Below are 15,862 nucleotides of genomic sequence, written 5' to 3' on the forward strand. Positions count from 1 at the left end.
CATGTGGCGGCCGGAGACCAAGCAGCGAGCGCTGTTGATGCTCGCGGTCTTCCTGCCTGCCCTCTACGCCTTCACGTTGTTCTCGTCTCCGACCGAGGTCGTCGCGGCCGTGACCGCGCTCGCCCTCGCGTTGATCGTGGTCGTCGCGCTGGTGCCGCTGTCGGTGGCACCGGCGCGGTCGCTCTCCATCCGCGAACGAGCCCAGCGCACGGCACAGCTGCGTCTGCGAAACCCCGACGCCGCAGGCAAAGCCCGTCCTCGAGCACCGGGATGCCGGACGTTCTGACACGTCCGCTCGTCCTCAACTCAAGACGGAGAAACCTCCCTTGTTCGCTGACCTGGGCGCTGCCCTGGCGGGCTTCGGCATGCCCGCGCTCGCCATCGTGCTGTTCACCATCGTCGTGCGGCTCGCGCTGCACCCCTTCTACCGCGCCGCCGTGCGCGGGGAGAAGGCCAAGGCCAAGCTCGCGCCGGAGATCCAGAAGCTGCAGAAGAAGTACGGCAAGGACCTGATGCGGCTCTCCGAGGAGTCGCAGAAGGTCTACAAGAAGAACGGGGTGTCGATGTTCGCCGGCATGCTGCCGATGCTCGCGACGGTCCCGTTCTTCATGGTCATCTACCAGGTCGTGACGACGCCGAACCCGTTGCTGGAGGGCACGTTGTTCGGCGTCTCGCTCGGCACGCACTTCACGTCCGGCTTCGCGTGGGTGTTCTTCGTGCTGTTCGGGCTGCTCGCCGTGGTCGCCTACCTGACCGTGAAGTGGCAGCAGTCGCGGATGACGACCACGCCCCAGCCGGGCTTCATGACCGGGCTGATCAAGGTGCTGCCGTTCGGGACGATCCTCGTGGCGGCCTACCTTCCGCTGGCAGCCGGGTTGTACCTGCTCACCACGACGACGTGGACGATCGCGGAACGGGCGTTGCTCTACCGCATCCTGAGCTGAAGCTGGGCGATGAGCCGGACGAGCGGGTCGTCCAGGTCGAGATCGATCCGCTTGAGCCGGTACCTCAACGTGTTGGGGTGGACGTGCAGCTTGTCCGCTGCCGCGCGCACGTCGCCCAACGCGTCGAGGTAGGCGAGCAGTGACTTCGCGAGTTCGGGGTCAAGCGCGTCGATTCGCGGGTCCCGGATCCGCGGGTTGTCCTGCAACAGCGCGAGGATCTCGCTCACCAGCACCTGCGAGCGGACGTCGGCGAGCGTCGCCACCTCGACGTCGAGGTCGCGGGCCATCGCGTCCAGCACGCGTTCGGCCTCCTGGCGCGAGATCCGCGCGTCGTCCAGTGTGGACACCGTCGAGCCGACCGCGGCCTGCACCGCCGTGTGCAGGTGACGGCGTGCGGTGGTGACGATCTCCCTGGTCAGGCTCAGGAGCTGGGCATTCGGGGCGAGGTCCGGGAGCAGGACGTAGGTGCGGCCGCCGGACTCGCTGACCAGGGCGCTGCGCCGGTACGCCGCCGCGTGCACGGAGATCAGGCCGGTCATCTCGGCGCGGCGGAGTTCGTGTTCGCTGCGGTCGCCCTCGGCGCTGCGGACCGCGAACACCACGACGGCGGCGGGTTTCTTCGGGTCGGCGCCGATCTGGCCGGCGACGGTGGCGGCGTCCATGCGGCCGGTGAGCAACGCCGCCAGCAGGTTCTCGCGGAACCTCGATGTGGGCTGGTTGCGCTGCTGGATGAGGTGCGGGGCGGTGACGCGGGCGGCGCCGAGCAGCGCTCGTTCGGCCTGCTCGGCCAGCGGCTGGTCGCCCTCCTGCACCCAGATCGTGCCGAGCGGTTGCCTGCCCGCGTGGATGCCGACGGCGATGCGCCTGCGGATGCCCAGCTCGGGGCGTTCGTCGATGCGGACGACCTCCTCGCCCGAGCGCAGCAGGTTGTAGACGCCCCACTCGCGCAGCATCTTCAGGTACGGCTCGGGGCCCTGACGGCCGAGGATCGACAACCGGCGCAGCTCGTCGACCTCGTCGGACGAGCGGGAGTACGCGAGCACACGGCTCGCGGTGTCCTCGATGCTGACGATGCCGCCGGTCAGGGTGGCAATCGTTTGCGCGAGCGCGAACAGGTCCCCGAGGACCTCGCCGTCGTCGGTCGTCGTGGTCAGCACGCCCTTGGCGAGCGACTCCAGGTGGCCCCAGCGGACCTCGGGTCTGACCTCGAGCAACGCCACTCCGGCGTCCGTGGCCGCCTGTTCGAGCGTCTGAGACGACTCTTTGACCGCTACAGCCGCGGCCTTGGCCCGTCCGGCGGCTCTGATCAGCGGCAACGCGGCACGGCCTCGGGCGCCGATGAGCAGGGCGAGGTCTCCGGCCGCCACGTCCGGGGGGTCGTCCGGATCCATGATCACCACATCGCGCACGTCTACTTCCAGGCCCTGCGGGGCAACCTGCAGTTCGACGAGCGGATCGCCCAGCGCGATGAGAACGTGGCGGAGACTCGACACTGTTCGATCGTACATCTGACCTGGTGAATCTTGGCCTGTTGAACAACCGAGGCCAGGTCGCGCGGACTTACGGTTTGCGTACCGAACAAGCCCAGAAGGAGTTGCGAGTGGACGCGGTCACCCAGGTTCCCGCCCCGGTCAACGAGCCGGTCCTGCAGTACGCCCCCGGTACCCCGGAGCGCGCTGAGCTGCAGGCCAAGCTGGCCGAGCTGCAGAAGGAGCCGCTCGAGCTGACGTTGACCATCGGTGGCGAGCAGCGCATGGGTGGCGGGGAGCGTTTCGACGTCGTCCAGCCGCACAACCACCGCTCGGTCCTCGGCACCCTGGCCGGCGCGACCCAGCAGGACACCGTCGACGCCCTGGCCGCGGCCCGCGAGGCCGCCCCGGCGTGGCGCGCGATGTCGTTCGACGACCGCGCGGCGATCATCTTGCGTGCCGCCGACCTGCTCGCCGGCCCGTGGCGCCAGACGCTGAACGCGGCCACGATGCTCGGCCAGTCGAAGACCGCGATCCAGGCGGAGATCGACGCGGCGTGCGAGCTGATCGACTTCTGGCGCTTCAACGTGCAGTTCGCCCGCAACCTGATGGCCGAGCAGCCGATCTCCTCCCCCGGTGTGTGGAACCGCACGGACCACCGTCCGCTCGAGGGTTTCGTCTACGCGATCACGCCGTTCAACTTCACCGCCATCGCCGGCAACCTGCCGACCGCGCCCGCGCTGATGGGCAACGTCGTGCTGTGGAAGCCGTCGCCCACCCAGTCGTTCGCCGCGCACCTCACCATGCGGCTGCTGGAAGAGGCGGGCATGCCGCCCGGCGTCATCAACCTGCTGCCCGGTGACGGTCTCGCGGTGTCCGAGGTGGCGCTTTCGTCTCCTGACCTCGCGGGCATCCACTTCACGGGCTCCACGCCGACGTTCCAGAAGCTGTGGGCGCAGGTGGGTTCGAACATCGCTTCGTACCGCTCGTACCCGCGGATCGTCGGCGAGACCGGTGGCAAGGACTTCATCCTGGCCCACCCGTCGGCCGACCCGGACGTGCTGCGCGTGGCCATGATCCGCGGTGCTTTCGAGTACCAGGGCCAGAAGTGCTCCGCCGCCTCACGCGCCTACGTGCCGCGCTCGGTGTGGAACAAGATCAAGGACCGGTTCCTCGACGAGGTCAACGCCCTGACCTACGGCGACGTCACCGACTTCTCGAACTTCGGTGGCGCGGTGATCGACCGCCGCTCGTTCGACAAGCTGTCGGGCGTGCTGCAGACCGCTCGCTCGGACTCGTCGCTGGAGATCGCCGCCGGTGGCACCGCGGACGACTCGGACGGCTTCTTCGTCCGGCCCACCGTGCTCGTCGGCTCCGACCCCACGAACTCCGTTTTCACCACCGAGTTCTTCGGCCCGGTGCTCGCGGTCCACGTCTTCGAGGACGCGGACTACCTGACCGTGCTCAAGCAGATGGAGAGCGCGGCGCCCTACGGTCTGACCGGCTCGATCATCTCGCGTGACCGCGCCGCCGTGGCGCACGCGCAGGAGGAGCTGCGGTTCGCCGCCGGCAACTTCTACGTCAACGACAAGCCCACCGGTGCCGTCGTGGGCCAGCAGCCGTTCGGCGGCGGGCGCGCGTCCGGCACGAACGACAAGGCGGGGTCGGTCCACAACCTGCTCCGCTGGGTCAGCCCGCGCTCCATCAAGGAGACCTTCGCGGCGCCCACCAACCACCTCCACCCGCACCAGGGCTAGACCAGGCCCTTCTGAGTGAGGGGAACGTCGTTGCGCCACAAGCACTTCGACGTTCCCCTCACCTTTCACACCCTGAGGACGTGAACCATGTTGCGCTCCAGCCTCCTCCTGGCGTCCCGCAGCGCGGGTGCCCGCAAGCTCGTCGAGTCGACGCCGCTGACCCGGCCCGTCGTCGAGCGGTTCGTCGCCGGTGCCGACGTCTCCTCCGCGATCCGGGCGACCGCCGAGGTGCTCGCCGACGGTCGTCTGGTGACCCTCGACCACCTCGGTGAGGACACCTTCGAGGAGTCGCAGGCCAACGCGACCGTCGAGGCGTACCTGACGCTGCTGGCGCGGCTGGAGGCACAAGGGCTGACCGACGGCGCCGAGGTCTCGGTCAAGCTGTCGGCCGTCGGCCAGTCGCTGGCGGTCGACGGCGAGAAGATCGCGCTGGAGAACGCCCGTCGCATCTGCACGGCGGCCGCTGTCGTCGGCACGACCGTGACGCTCGACATGGAGGACCACACCACCACGGACTCGACGCTGAGCATCCTGCGCGAGCTGCGCGTCGACTTCCCGTGGGTCGGCGCGGTGCTGCAGGCCTACCTGCACCGCACCGAGCAGGACTGCCGCGACCTGGCGTACTCCGGTTCGCGCGTGCGGTTGTGCAAGGGCGCGTACCAGGAGCCCGCTTCCGTTGCGCACCAGGACAAGCACGAGGTCGACCTGTCCTACGTGCGGTGCCTGAAGGTGCTCATGGAAGGTGATGGCTACCCGATGGTCGCCTCGCACGACCCGCGCCTGATCGCGATCGCCGCCGACCTGGCGTCCGCCCGATCCAAGGACTCCTACGAGTTCCAGATGCTGTACGGCATCCGGCCCGAGGAGCAGCGCCGCATCGCCGCCGAGGGCAACCGCATGCGCGTGTACCTGCCCTACGGCGACGAGTGGTACGGCTACTTCATGCGCCGTCTCGCGGAGCGTCCGGCCAACGTGGCGTTCTTCGCGCGCTCGCTGCTCACCAAGAGCTGAGGTCCTCGGCCGTCTCGAGGGCGAACTGCAGTTTCACCGGCTCACCGGCTGCGCGGAGGACGTCGACCGCGCGGCGGGTGAGCCGAAGTGCTTTCTCCGTCTCGTGCTTCGTCTCCGCGCAGAGCCGGCCGTAGATCGTCAGCGCGTCGGCGTAGTCGGCGTTCGCGTCGAGGTCGAGCCCGGACATGTGCCACAGCACGATCGCGCTGTGCGCGGTGCCGCGCGCCTCTTCCTTCCGTTCCGCGGCGCGGAGTCGGCACACGTGCCGCTGGAGCGCATCGAGGTAGACGGTGGGTGCCGTCTTCGGCCGCAGTGCCCGGCAGATCTCGACCGTGAACTCGGACATCCGCACCGCGCGGACGTGGTGGTCCGAATCGGACAGTGCGCGGGCCGTGTTCTGCAGCGGTGGCGCCAGTTTCGCGCCGAAGAACTCGACGAGCTGCGACGGCAGTCGGTGGCAGAGGTCGAGGCACTCGTCGGCCGAGTCCATCGCCCGGCCGTCCTGGCCGTGCTGGAGTTGTTGCTGGACCAGGATCGCCAGGGCGATCACGAGGCTCGCCTGGTTCCAGACGAGGTCCTCGGCGACCAGGTCCCGGTACACCTCGACGGCTTCCGCGGCCGCGTCGACGTCGCCCACGACCTTGGCGACGTTGAGCAGGGCGCCGCCCAGGCCCTTGCGGTCCCCGATCTCACGCCACAGCATCACGGCCTCGCGCGCGGTGAGCGCGGCGTCGACGTCGTCGGTGAGTTCCAGCAACGCCTGGCTGCGTCGCGTCAGCGCGTCCGCGAGTTCCTTGCCGAACGTCTTCGGGTGCGCGACGGCGAGGCGGCGGAACAGGTTCACGGCCTCCTCGAGCGTCTCGTTCGAGGCCTCGGCCCTGCCCAGGTCGAGGAACATGGTGCCCGCCGTGACGAGGTTGCGGGCGAGCTCCGGTTCGAAGCGCGGGTCCTCCTGCGCGACCACCCGCCAGTTCGCGATGGATAGCTGCATCGAGTCGGCCGCGTGCTGCCGGTTGCCCTCCATGTGGAAGCGGCGGGCCATCACGGCGGCGACCCTCGCGAAGTCGGCGCGGAAGAGCGCCGGGTGGTTCTTCGCGAGCTCCTGGAAGAGCAGGGTGGCGCGGCTGATCGCGGTCATCGCGTCCTCGTCGCGGCCGAGCGTCTGGTAGCGGTAGCTGATCTGCTCCAAAGCCGAGGCGAGCTGCGGGATGGTCTCCGGGTCGGCCTCCGCGATCGTGCGCCAGAGGTCGATCGCTTCCTCGGAGACGGCGAGCACCTCGTCGTTGCGCTGAGCGTTGATGAGCCGCAGACCCAGGTCTCCCAACGCGTCCGCGAGCAGCGGGCGGTTCTCTGGGTCCTTCCTCGCGAGCTCGCGGTAGCACCCGACCTCGGCCTGGGAGGCCTCGACGGACTCGTGCCGCAGGCCGCACAACATCGTTCTGGCGCTGAGCATCCCGTACATCTCGGCGCGTTCCAGGACGTCCTCGGCGCGCTCGATCAGGCGGCGCGTGAGGATCGACGGGATCGCGTCGGTGGCGAACCGCTCGTCGCGGAAGACCTCGCGGGCGATGGTCTCGACGGTGGCGAAGGACCCGATCTCCGCGGCGGCGCGGAGGCTGTCGCGGGCCATGTCGCGCACGACCGCCGGGGTGCCCGTGACGAGCTCGTCGAGCCTGGTGCGCAGCTGCGGCCAGCGTTGGGCGGCACGGGCCAGCAGGTCCGGGTCCGGGGTCGCCGGGGTGGCGACGGCGAGGTAGTCCTCGGCGATGCGGCCGGTCTTGCGGCCGTCGTCGCGCTTGAGCAGCTGCCGCACGAGCTGGGTGCGGTTCACGTCGCACGGGTCGCCGTGCACCGCGGTCAGCGCGGCCATGTGCAGGTCGAGGACCGTCTCCTGGGCGATGTTGGGCGGCGGCTCGTCCGGGGCCGTGACGTCGAGGTGCTTGGCGAAGTGCTGGCAGGCGAGCGTGAACGACTCCTCGCGGTTCTCGAGCGTCGCGGCGAGCTCGACGGCCATGACCTCGTGGTCGAAGTCCGCGATGCGCTGGCGGGTGGAGGACCACCACCAGCCCGTCGTCCTCGACGCGAGCAGCACCCGCGTGCGCGCCGGTCCGTGCCGGAGCGTGTCCTGCAGCTGCAGGAAGACGTCCTGCCACCGCAGCCGGTCGGCGTCGTCGATGACGAGCAGCCTGCCGTGCGTCTCGCTGTCCCAGTGCTCCTCCTGGAAGCGCTGGAGCAGCCTGGTCTTGCCCGCGCCCGCCGGGGCGTGCAGCAACAGGGACGCCTGGGGCACGGCGCTGTCGCGCCAGAGCGTGAGTGTGTGCAGTTCGGATTCTCTGCCGTGAAAGGGGACCACCTGATGGGTGGGATCCAGCAAAGCGGCGACGCTGAGTGCTCGGTCCACCAATTCATAGTCGACCGCAGGTCAGGCCAGGGGTAGCAAGACCACACCATCGTGGACTTTTCCTGTTTTTCCTTCACTCCTTTGTTGTCTGGATTGGAGAAGCTCCAATGGCTACCCACGCTCTGCAAACGTTTCCAGTTCAGCCTGGACTGAAACTGTCAGACCCCCTCGGCACAATCTGGGGTGTGCTGGTCGCCCTCGTTCTGGACGCGGACGGTGCGGGGCGGTGGCAGAAGCTGCACGACGACGGGACTCCGGCGGGTCCCGCGATGGTGGCTTCGTCGCTCGCCTCGGCCGTCGCGTCGCTGGAGCGCGCCCGGCCGCGCTGGGTGTGGGCGGACACGTCCGAGGTCTACCCCGTCCTGCTGGCCGCCGGGGTGCGCGTCGACCGGTGCTGGGACCTGCACCTGACCGAGGCGTTGCTGCTCGGGGTCGAGGGCCGGCACCGCGAGCCGAAGGAGCTCGCGGGGGCGCTGGCGCGGGTGCTGGGGCTGCCCGCCCCGGCCGACGCCGGGCCGCCGAAGAAGGACGACGCGCTGACGTTGTTCGGGCCGGAGCCGGTGGTGCTGCCGGGCGACACGGACCCGTTGGCCGCGTTGTCGCTGGTTTTCCGGGCACAGCAACGGAATCCGGCGCTCGGGCTGCTGATCGCGGCGGAGTCGGCGTCGGCGCTCGTGGCGGCGGAGATGACGTTCCACGGGCTGCCGTGGCGGGAGGACGTGCACAACAGGTTGCTGCAGGAGGTGCTCGGGCCGCGTCCGGCACCTGGTCAGCGGCCGAAGCTGCTGCAGGCGCTGGCGGACGAGATCCAGGAGGCGTTCGGCGGCCGGGAGATGAACCCGGACGCACCTGCGAGCATCGTGAAGGCGTTCGCCAGAGCCGGCATCGAGGTGCCCTCGGCGCGGCGGTGGGTGTTGAAGAAGGTCGACCACCCCGCGGTGAAACCGTTGCTGGACTACAAAGAGCGCGCACGGCTGTGGGTAGCGCACGGCTGGTCGTGGCTCGACACGTGGGTCGAGGACGGGAGGTTCCGGCCGGACTACGTCGTGGGCGGGGTCGTCACCGGGCGCTGGGCGTCGCGGGGCGGAGCCGCGTTGCAGATCCCGCGACTGATGCGGCAGGCCGTGATCGCCGACGACGGCTGGTGCCTCGTCGCGGCGGACGCCTCCCAGCTCGAACCGCGGATTCTCGCTGCCCTGTCAGGGGATGAGCGGTTGATCGAGGTCTGCGGGGACGACGACCTCTACGCGGCGCTGGCGCGGGACTCGTTCAAGGGCGAGCGGCCGCGGGCGAAGATCGCGATGCTGTCGGCGATGTACGGCGGCACCTCGGGCGAGGCTGGGCCGCTGCTCGCCGTGCTGCGCAAGAGGTTCCCGATCGCGGTCGGGTACGTGGAGGACGCCGCGCGGGCCGGTGAGCAGGGCAGGATGGTGCGCACGCGGCTGGGTCGCACGTCGCCGACGCCGTCCGCGGCGTGGCAGGAGCTGACCGGGGGCGCCGACGAGTCTGGCGAGTCGTCGAGCTCGTCACGGCAGGCGGCGCGGAACTGGGGGCGGTTCACCCGGAACTTCGTGGTGCAGGGCAGCGCGGCGGACTGGACGGCGGCGTTGCTGGGCGTGCTGCGGACCAAGCTCCCCGCCGACGCGCACCTGGTGTTCTTCCAGCACGACGAGGTGCTCGTGCACTGCCCGCGGGCCGACGCCGACGCCGTGGTCGAGGCGATCGCCGCCGCCGGACGCGAGGCGACACGGCTGCTGTTCGGCGAGACATCGGTGCGCTTCCCGATGAACGCGGTGCCCGTGACCTGCTACGCCGACGCGAAATAAGTCCAATCGAAACGGTGGTCTTCTCGGCGTTGGTCCGAACGGGCGCTTGTTCTTACGCCGTGAGAGCGCTCTCATAAGTGGACTGCACCCGTGACAAGGAGGTCACTCGCGCATGAAGCAACGCCGCCGCGTGCTCGCGGCCACGACAGCGCTAATTGCCGCGGTACCCCTGGCGATCGCCGCCATGTCCGCCAACGCCTCGATCCCACCCCCTGCGTCGGGATGGACGCAGGTGTGGGGTGACGACTTCAACGGTTCCAACGGATCGCTGCCGTCGAGCTCCAACTGGATCATCGACACCGGCCACGGTTACCCCGGCGGACCTGCCAACTGGGGTACGGGCGAGATCCAGAACTACACGAACAGCACGAACAACCTCAAGCTCGACGGCAACGGCAACCTGCGCATCACCGCGTTGAAGGACGGCGGTGGCAACTGGACGTCGGCGCGCATCGAGACCCAGCGCTCGAACTTCAAGCCCGCGGCCGGCGGCAAGCTCGCCATCGAGGGCCGCATCCAGATGCCGAACGTCACGGGTGAGGCAGCCCTGGGCTACTGGCCCGCGTTCTGGACCCTAGGCGCGCCGTACCGCGGCAACTACTGGAACTGGCCGGGCATCGGCGAGTTCGACATCATGGAGAACGTCAACGGCATCAACTCCGTGTGGGGCGTCCTGCACTGCGACGTCGCTCCCGGCGGCGCCTGCGGCGAGTTCACCGGCATCGGCAACTCGCGGACGTGCCCCGGCGCGTCCTGCCAGTCCGCCTTCCACACGTACCGCTTCGAGTGGGACGACGCCGCGAAGACGTTCACGTGGTTCGTCGACGGCCAGTCGTTCCACCAGGTGACGCAGGCACGTGTCGGCGTCAACGTGTGGAACGCGATGACGTCGCACGCGGGCCACTTCATCCTGCTCAACCTCGCGATGGGCGGCGCGTTCCCGAACGCGCTCAACAACAACCAGCCGACCCCTGTCGCAGCCACGCAGTCCGGGCACTCGATGGTCGTGGACTACGTGGCCGTCTACTCGGCTGGTGGCACCGTCCCGACCACCACCACTACGACCACGACGTCGAACCCCGGCGGTGGGGGTTCCGCGTACAACGAACTGCAGGCGGAGAACGCTTCCGAGCGCTCCGGCGGTTCCGTTGCGCCCGGTGATGGTGGCTCGGGCGTGCACCAGATCGCGAACGGCGGCTACCTGAAGTTCTCCGGCGTGAACTTCGGCACCGGCCCCGCACGCCAGTTCAACGCCCGCGTCGCCTCCGGTGCGGGAGGCGGGGTGAGCGGACTGGTCGAGGTGCGGCTCGGGTCGCGCACGGCGACTCCGGTCGGGTCGTTCGCGGTGGGCAACACCGGTGGGTGGGACGCGTGGAGAACCATCCCCGCGAACATCTCGAACGTCACCGGTACGCACGACGTGTACGTCACGTTCACGAGCGGGCAGCCTGCGCCGTACGTGAGCGTGAACTGGGTGAAGTTCGGAACCTGACCCCTGGATTCGGGGTTCGCTGGCCCCGTCCGCTACGATGTCATCCGTACGACACGGATGATTAGCTCAGCGGGAGAGCACTACCTTGACACGGTAGGGGTCACTGGTTCAATCCCAGTATCGTCCATTCGAGAAAGGGCCCGGTCTTCTGACCGGGCCCTTTCTGTGTTCTCGAACGGGTAGCGTCGGGCTGTGTATGCCGAACGCCCCGCTCCCGCGGGTCTGGCTTGCCTGTGGACGCGCACGGTGTCGTCGCCGACCGTGCAGCGCGTGGTGCCGGACGGGTGCACGGACCTGATGTGGACACCTGCGACCGGTGCGCTGTTCGTCGCCGGTCCGGACACTTCCGCTCAACTCGCTTCCGTGGCGCCCGGCACGCTGTACGGCGTGCGGTTGCCGCCGGGGGCGTTCCCGTCGGTGTTCGGAGTGCCCGCGCATGCCGTTCGTGACCTGCGGGTGCCGTTGGCCGAACTCGTTCCCTCCGCTCGGCTCGACTCGTTCTCCTCGATGGTGGAGTTCTGCGCTTCGCGGGTCGTCGTCGATCCGGCGTTGGCCGCTACCGCTTCGCTGCTGCGGTCCGGTGATGTCGGTGCCGTTGCCTGGGAGATCGGGCTGAGCTCACGTCAGCTGCGGCGGCGGTGCCTGGATGCGTTCGGCTATCCGCCCAAAGTGCTGCAGCGGGTGCTGCGGTTCGACGCGGCGCTGCGGCTGGCTTGGGGTGGGATGCCGTTCGCCTCGGTGGCTTTTGAGGCCGGTTACGCGGACCAGGCGCACCTGGCCCGCGAAGTGCGTGCGTTGGCCGGCGTGTCCCTGGGTCAGCTGATCCGGCCGTAGCGGCGCAGCGTCAACAGGGCGTCGACCGTGGCGATGGAACGCCATTCGAAGTTCGTGATCGGCGTGAACGCCGGGAAGCCGAAGTTCCAGCCGCCGTCCTCCTGCTGACCTTGCTGGAGTGCGTCGAGGTCTGCTTCGAGCTCCTCGTCGGTGAACCAGGCTCGGGCGAGGCTGGTGGGTTTCTGCGCGTACGCGTGCGGGGCCAGTCCTTCGCCCGCGGCGTATCCCTCGGTGCTCAGTTCGAGGTGCTTGAGCTTGTCCGCCGCCAGTTCGGCGCGGGCCCGGTCCGGCACCTCGTCGAGGAACATCGCCGCACCCCTGAGCTCGTACGGGTGGGTCTGGTCGAGCTCGTCCACGTGGAGCCAGCAGTAGTCGGTGGCCCTGTCGAGCCACGGGTCGGTGACTTTCAACGCGTGCAGCGCGGCGACGATCTGACTGGTCAGGAGCAGCCCGCCCTGGTCGTCGGCTTGGACCCACGGCGCCTTCGGGTGGTCCTTGGAGGTCGACATGCCGAACGGGACGCTGCCGTCGGGACAGGTGACGTTCAGCCAGGTCAGGATGCTTTCGGCATGTTCCGGGGCGTTGACCTCGGCGAACACCTGGAGCGCGCGCAGGGCGTGCAGTGGCTGGCTGGTGGGCCCGCGGTGGTCGGGTTCGAGCCCGTACCCGTACCCGCCGTCGTCGTTGCGGTAGGCCAGCATCGCCCTGACCACATCCGCTGCGCTCCCGCCGTCGAAGGCGTGCTCGAACCAGCGTTGTTCCAGCGTGCGGGCGTTGAGCCAGAGGAAGGTCCTCGCTTGTCCGATCATGGCTCGAACCTATGCCGGTGACCGCGCGGGGTCTTGGACGAAACGGCCATGTGACCTGAACTGCTGATTCGTTCGCCTCCGCAGGGAACCGGTCCTATGCGAAAATCCTCTGAGTGGGGTGTGGAGTTCTGAGGGGAGCTGGCCAGGATGCTGATGTTCGACGCGCTCGTACCCGTGAAGACAGCCGGGTCCGTCGGTAAGGGTGTCGGTGCGGCACTCGGCGCGGCCGCTGGTGCAGCGGCAGGCGCGGGCGGTGGCGGAGTCGCGAAGTTCAGCGTCGAGCCGGAGCAGGCCCAGAAGATGATCGACGGCCTCAAGGAAGCTCTCCGGGAGCTGCTGAAGCTGCGGAGGGCCAGCGAGAAACTCAAGCTCTCCGGCGCCCCTGGCCCTGATCCCTACAGCGGATACGCGACTCTCGCCATGCGCAAGACTGCGGGTGCTGAGCCCGGCGGCTACCAGTGGGCGAACGATCAGGCCGTGAAGGCGCTGGAACAGACCATCAAGAACATCGAGAAGGCCCTCGCCGAGTACCGGGCCACCGACGAAGCGGCGTCGACCGCGATGAAGGGCTGACACGATCTTGAAGCGCATGACCGTTCTGCTCACCGCCGTGCTCGCTTCCGTGGCTTTGGCGGGGTGCACGGGCAATCAGACCGGAGGCAACCCGACCACGGCTGCCCCGACCGGCGACGGGCAGACGAGCAGCCAGCCCACCAGCGACGCGTCCGGCACTGACCTCAGCATCACCAAGTTCGTCAGCGACCCGTGCGGCATCCTCACCACCAGCCAGGTCGCGACGCTCGGTTCTGTTCAAGCGCCTCAGGCCGGAACAGCCGAACTCGGACCCAACTGCGTGTGGGACGGCACGGATCCCATCAAGAACTCCACGTACGAAATCTCTGTGAGCAAGGGCAAGGACTTCGAAGCCCAGGTCGGGAACGTCAAGAACAACGGAGTCTTCGTCGACAAGAAGCTGGACGGCATCAGGGTCATCTCCACCGACCAGACGGACGGATCGATCGGCTGCTTGACCTTGATCCGAGCGTCGAAGACCGATTCGGTCGCGGTGCAGATCTCCAGCGCCACGGACGAGCGCGCAACGAAGAAGCCCTGCCCTGAGACCGAGCGCGTAGCGCAGCTGATCATCACGAACCTGAAGGGGTAGCGAGATGGCTGGGGACGAGCCGAACATCACTGGTTTCGCCTTTCTTCCCTTCGCAGGTGGCGAAACGATCTACAAGTGGTTCGAGAACGGCGCAGGGCCGAGCCAGAGCACCTCGCTGATGTCAGAGGGCTGGCGTGATCTGTCGAGCGGCCACGGCGACGTCGCCCAGCTGATCGAGAAGGCGGTGCGCGACTCCGGTGCCGCCTGGGAGGGCTCCGCCGGCGACGCGGCGCGTGGTGGAACTTCACCGCTCGCGACGTGGGCCACGGTCACGGGCGACTCGGCAACTCAGGCGAGCACGACCGCCGACACGGTCGGCAGCGCGTACGCCGATGCCAAGAACTCGATGTCCAAGCCGCCGACCGTGCCGGACAAGCCGTTCCTGAACGACTACCGGCCGTGGGACACGGACTACGACAAGGCGCTCGAAAAGAACCAGCAGGTCAGCGAGCAGAACATCCGCGCGTTCAACCAGTACGCGGGTGCTGTCAACGCGAGCATGAGCAACCAGCCGACGTTCATCGCGCCCACCGCGACCGACGGCAGCGTCCAAGAGGGTCCGCCCGACAGCAAGTACCGGATCGACGAGGTCGGCCCCAACGGCAAGAACCCGCCGCCGATCGGCAGCAACCCCCCTCCCGGCGGCGGTGACCGCAGCGGTGGCGGGGACACCAACCTGTCCGGCTGGAAGCCGCCGGGCACCGGCGGTGGTGACGACACCGGCACGGCTGGCGCCAACGACACCCGGTACACCCCTCCGCCCGTCGACAGCGGCCGCCCGCCTGCCAACATCGGCGTGCCCATCCAGCCGCCGGACGGCGTGTTCAACCCGAACGACCCGCGCAGGCCCGGCGGTCCGCTCGACCCGAACAACCCCCGCAATCGCCCTGGCGGACCCAACGGGCCTGGTGGGCCTGGTGGCCGTGGCATCGGCGGGCCTCCCGGTGGGCCCGGTGGTGGTGCCGGTCGCGGTGGTGGCGGCGGCGGTGGTGGTCTTGGTGGGCCTCCCGGTGGACCCGGCGGTGGTGGCCTCGGTGGTGCCGCGGCGGCCAAGGGCATGGGTGGTCCGGGTGGCATGGGCGGCGGCTTCGGTGGCGCGGCCGGTGTTGCCGGTAGCGGTGCCGGTGCTGGTGGTGCTGGTGGCTTCGGGCCCGCTGGTGCCGGTGCGGCGGGTGCCGCCGGTCGTGGTGGTGCGGCCGGTATGGGCGCCGGCGGTATGGGTGCCGGTGGCCAGCGTGGTGACGGCGCGGAGGACTCGGAGCACAAGTCCGCTTCGTACCTGCAGGAGACCGAGGACATCTTCGGTGACGGAACGATGGTCGCTCCGCCGGTCATCGGCGGATAAGGGGGAAACGTGCTGCGGAGCAGGGTCGCCATCCCTGTCACGGCGCTGTACCAGGCGTGGCAGGCCGCGGGCCTGCCGACGCTGCACCGTGCGTTGCTCGCTCAGGTCGACTTCGACGAGGGACTCCTCGAGTCGGGTGACGTGAGCGAGCTCGAACGGTTGCAGAGGTCGGCGTGGGCGCAGCTCGAGCAGTACGGGCTCGCGCGCGGCGGGCAGATCCACCCGGATCTGACGAACGCGCTGCGGCTCGTGGTCGAGGCCGGCGTGGAGTACTACGCGTTCTTCAGCCTGAAGGACGGTCCGCAACAGAGCGTGCTGGTCGTGTCGAACGGTCAGGACGCGCTGCGGATCCTGCTGACGCCGGACCAGCAGTTCGTGCTCGAACCGGTGCGGCCGGAGGAGGCACCGCAGGCGTTGGTCGGCGCGCTGCCGCCCACGCCGGCGGGCAAGGGCAGTCCGATCACGCTGCCCGAGGAAGCCCTGCAGCAGAAGCGGCAGCCGTCCTACGAGGACACCGGCTCGTTCCTGCAGCAGAGCAGGCCGACGAGCACGCCGAACGACCAGCTCGTCGCGCAGCTCAACGAGATCATGTCGCAGCCGCGCACCGGCGGCGGCCAGGTCTTCTCGGCCAAGCGCGACCACCTGGGCCGCAAGCAGCGGTGCGCCAACCCGCTGACGTACATCGACACGCCGAGCGGGCGGTACCTCGCGGCCAAGAGCGACGGCTGGCTGCGGGTGCAGCCGGCGGACTTCGGCACGCTGGCACACATGACCGCCACCATGCCGTAGAGATCGAAGGACGTCGGCCG

At 69.1% G+C, this 15,862-nt stretch carries 14 protein-coding genes and 1 tRNA gene; 12 read left to right on the forward strand and 3 right to left on the reverse strand.

From position 1 onward, the window contains the following. The first annotated feature begins 1 nt into the window (after position 1). Both IEY88_RS30870 and IEY88_RS30875 read left to right on the forward strand, forming a co-directional pair. On the forward strand, positions 2-286 hold the full coding sequence (locus IEY88_RS30870) for a DUF6412 domain-containing protein (protein WP_189158408.1): 285 nt from the start codon (positions 2-4) through the stop codon (positions 284-286). 40 nt (positions 287-326) lie between these two features. Then, positions 327-944, forward strand: a complete 618-nt coding sequence (locus IEY88_RS30875) for a YidC/Oxa1 family membrane protein insertase (protein WP_189158409.1) — start codon at positions 327-329, stop codon at positions 942-944. Here IEY88_RS30875 and IEY88_RS30880 read toward each other — a convergent pair. Beyond that, a complete protein-coding gene (locus IEY88_RS30880; RefSeq protein ID WP_189158410.1) occupies positions 926-2,452 on the reverse strand; it encodes a PucR family transcriptional regulator in 1,527 nt (508 codons plus the stop codon). The two genes, IEY88_RS30875 and IEY88_RS30880, sit on opposite strands and share 19 nt — an antisense overlap. 92 nt (positions 2,453-2,544) lie before the next feature. On the opposite strand from IEY88_RS30880, the gene pruA reads away from it, so the two are divergent. Both pruA and IEY88_RS30890 read left to right on the forward strand, forming a co-directional pair. Next, a complete protein-coding gene (gene pruA, locus IEY88_RS30885) occupies positions 2,545-4,170 on the forward strand; it encodes an L-glutamate gamma-semialdehyde dehydrogenase (RefSeq protein ID WP_189158411.1) in 1,626 nt (541 codons plus the stop codon). 87 nt (positions 4,171-4,257) lie between these two features. After that, entirely contained in the window at positions 4,258-5,181 is a 924-nt protein-coding gene (locus IEY88_RS30890) for a proline dehydrogenase family protein (protein ID WP_189158412.1), read from the forward strand. Here the strand turns inward: IEY88_RS30890 and IEY88_RS30895 are convergent. Next, positions 5,168-7,582, reverse strand: coding sequence for a hypothetical protein (locus IEY88_RS30895; protein ID WP_189158413.1), 2,415 nt, complete (start codon positions 7,580-7,582; stop codon positions 5,168-5,170). The genes IEY88_RS30890 and IEY88_RS30895 overlap by 14 nt on opposite strands. Before the next feature lie 185 nt (positions 7,583-7,767). Between IEY88_RS30895 and IEY88_RS30900 the strand changes: the two genes are divergently transcribed. The 4 genes from IEY88_RS30900 to IEY88_RS30915 all read left to right on the forward strand — a co-directional run bounded on the left by IEY88_RS30900 (position 7,768) and on the right by IEY88_RS30915 (position 11,734). Continuing rightward, on the forward strand, positions 7,768-9,408 hold the full coding sequence (locus IEY88_RS30900; RefSeq protein WP_229693941.1) for a bifunctional 3'-5' exonuclease/DNA polymerase: 1,641 nt from the start codon (positions 7,768-7,770) through the stop codon (positions 9,406-9,408). Positions 9,409-9,520: 112 nt separating this feature from the next. Next, positions 9,521-10,900 (forward strand): carbohydrate-binding protein, encoded by a 1,380-nt coding sequence (locus tag IEY88_RS30905; protein WP_189158415.1) that lies wholly within the window; start codon positions 9,521-9,523, stop codon positions 10,898-10,900. A 55-nt stretch (positions 10,901-10,955) separates the two neighbouring features. Next, a tRNA-Val gene (locus IEY88_RS30910) sits at positions 10,956-11,027 on the forward strand. 65 nt (positions 11,028-11,092) lie between these two features. Continuing rightward, positions 11,093-11,734, forward strand: a complete 642-nt coding sequence (locus IEY88_RS30915; protein WP_229693942.1) for a helix-turn-helix domain-containing protein — start codon at positions 11,093-11,095, stop codon at positions 11,732-11,734. Here IEY88_RS30915 and IEY88_RS30920 read toward each other — a convergent pair. Further along, a complete protein-coding gene (locus IEY88_RS30920; protein WP_189158416.1) occupies positions 11,716-12,543 on the reverse strand; it encodes a hypothetical protein in 828 nt (275 codons plus the stop codon). The two genes, IEY88_RS30915 and IEY88_RS30920, sit on opposite strands and share 19 nt — an antisense overlap. A 147-nt stretch (positions 12,544-12,690) precedes the next feature. Between IEY88_RS30920 and IEY88_RS30925 the strand changes: the two genes are divergently transcribed. Genes IEY88_RS30925 through IEY88_RS30940 form a run of 4 tightly spaced genes read left to right on the forward strand, consistent with a single transcriptional unit; the run spans position 12,691 to position 15,842 of the window. After that, the gene (locus IEY88_RS30925) at positions 12,691-13,116 is read left to right on the forward strand and encodes a hypothetical protein (protein WP_189158417.1); all 426 of its coding nucleotides are present in this window, start codon (positions 12,691-12,693) and stop codon (positions 13,114-13,116) included. Positions 13,117-13,132: 16 nt separating this feature from the next. Continuing rightward, entirely contained in the window at positions 13,133-13,708 is a 576-nt protein-coding gene (locus IEY88_RS30930; RefSeq protein ID WP_189158418.1) for a DUF3558 domain-containing protein, read from the forward strand. Between the two features lie 4 nt (positions 13,709-13,712). Further along, complete coding sequence (locus tag IEY88_RS30935; protein WP_189158419.1) at positions 13,713-15,053, forward strand: PPE domain-containing protein; 1,341 nt, start codon at positions 13,713-13,715, stop codon at positions 15,051-15,053. Positions 15,054-15,062: 9 nt separating this feature from the next. Next, positions 15,063-15,842 (forward strand): ESX secretion-associated protein EspG, encoded by a 780-nt coding sequence (locus IEY88_RS30940; RefSeq protein WP_189158420.1) that lies wholly within the window; start codon positions 15,063-15,065, stop codon positions 15,840-15,842. Positions 15,843-15,862 lie beyond the last annotated feature (20 nt).

It is taken from the genome of Lentzea pudingi, from assembly GCF_014646255.1.
Classification (GTDB): Bacteria; Actinomycetota; Actinomycetes; order Mycobacteriales; family Pseudonocardiaceae; genus Lentzea; species Lentzea pudingi.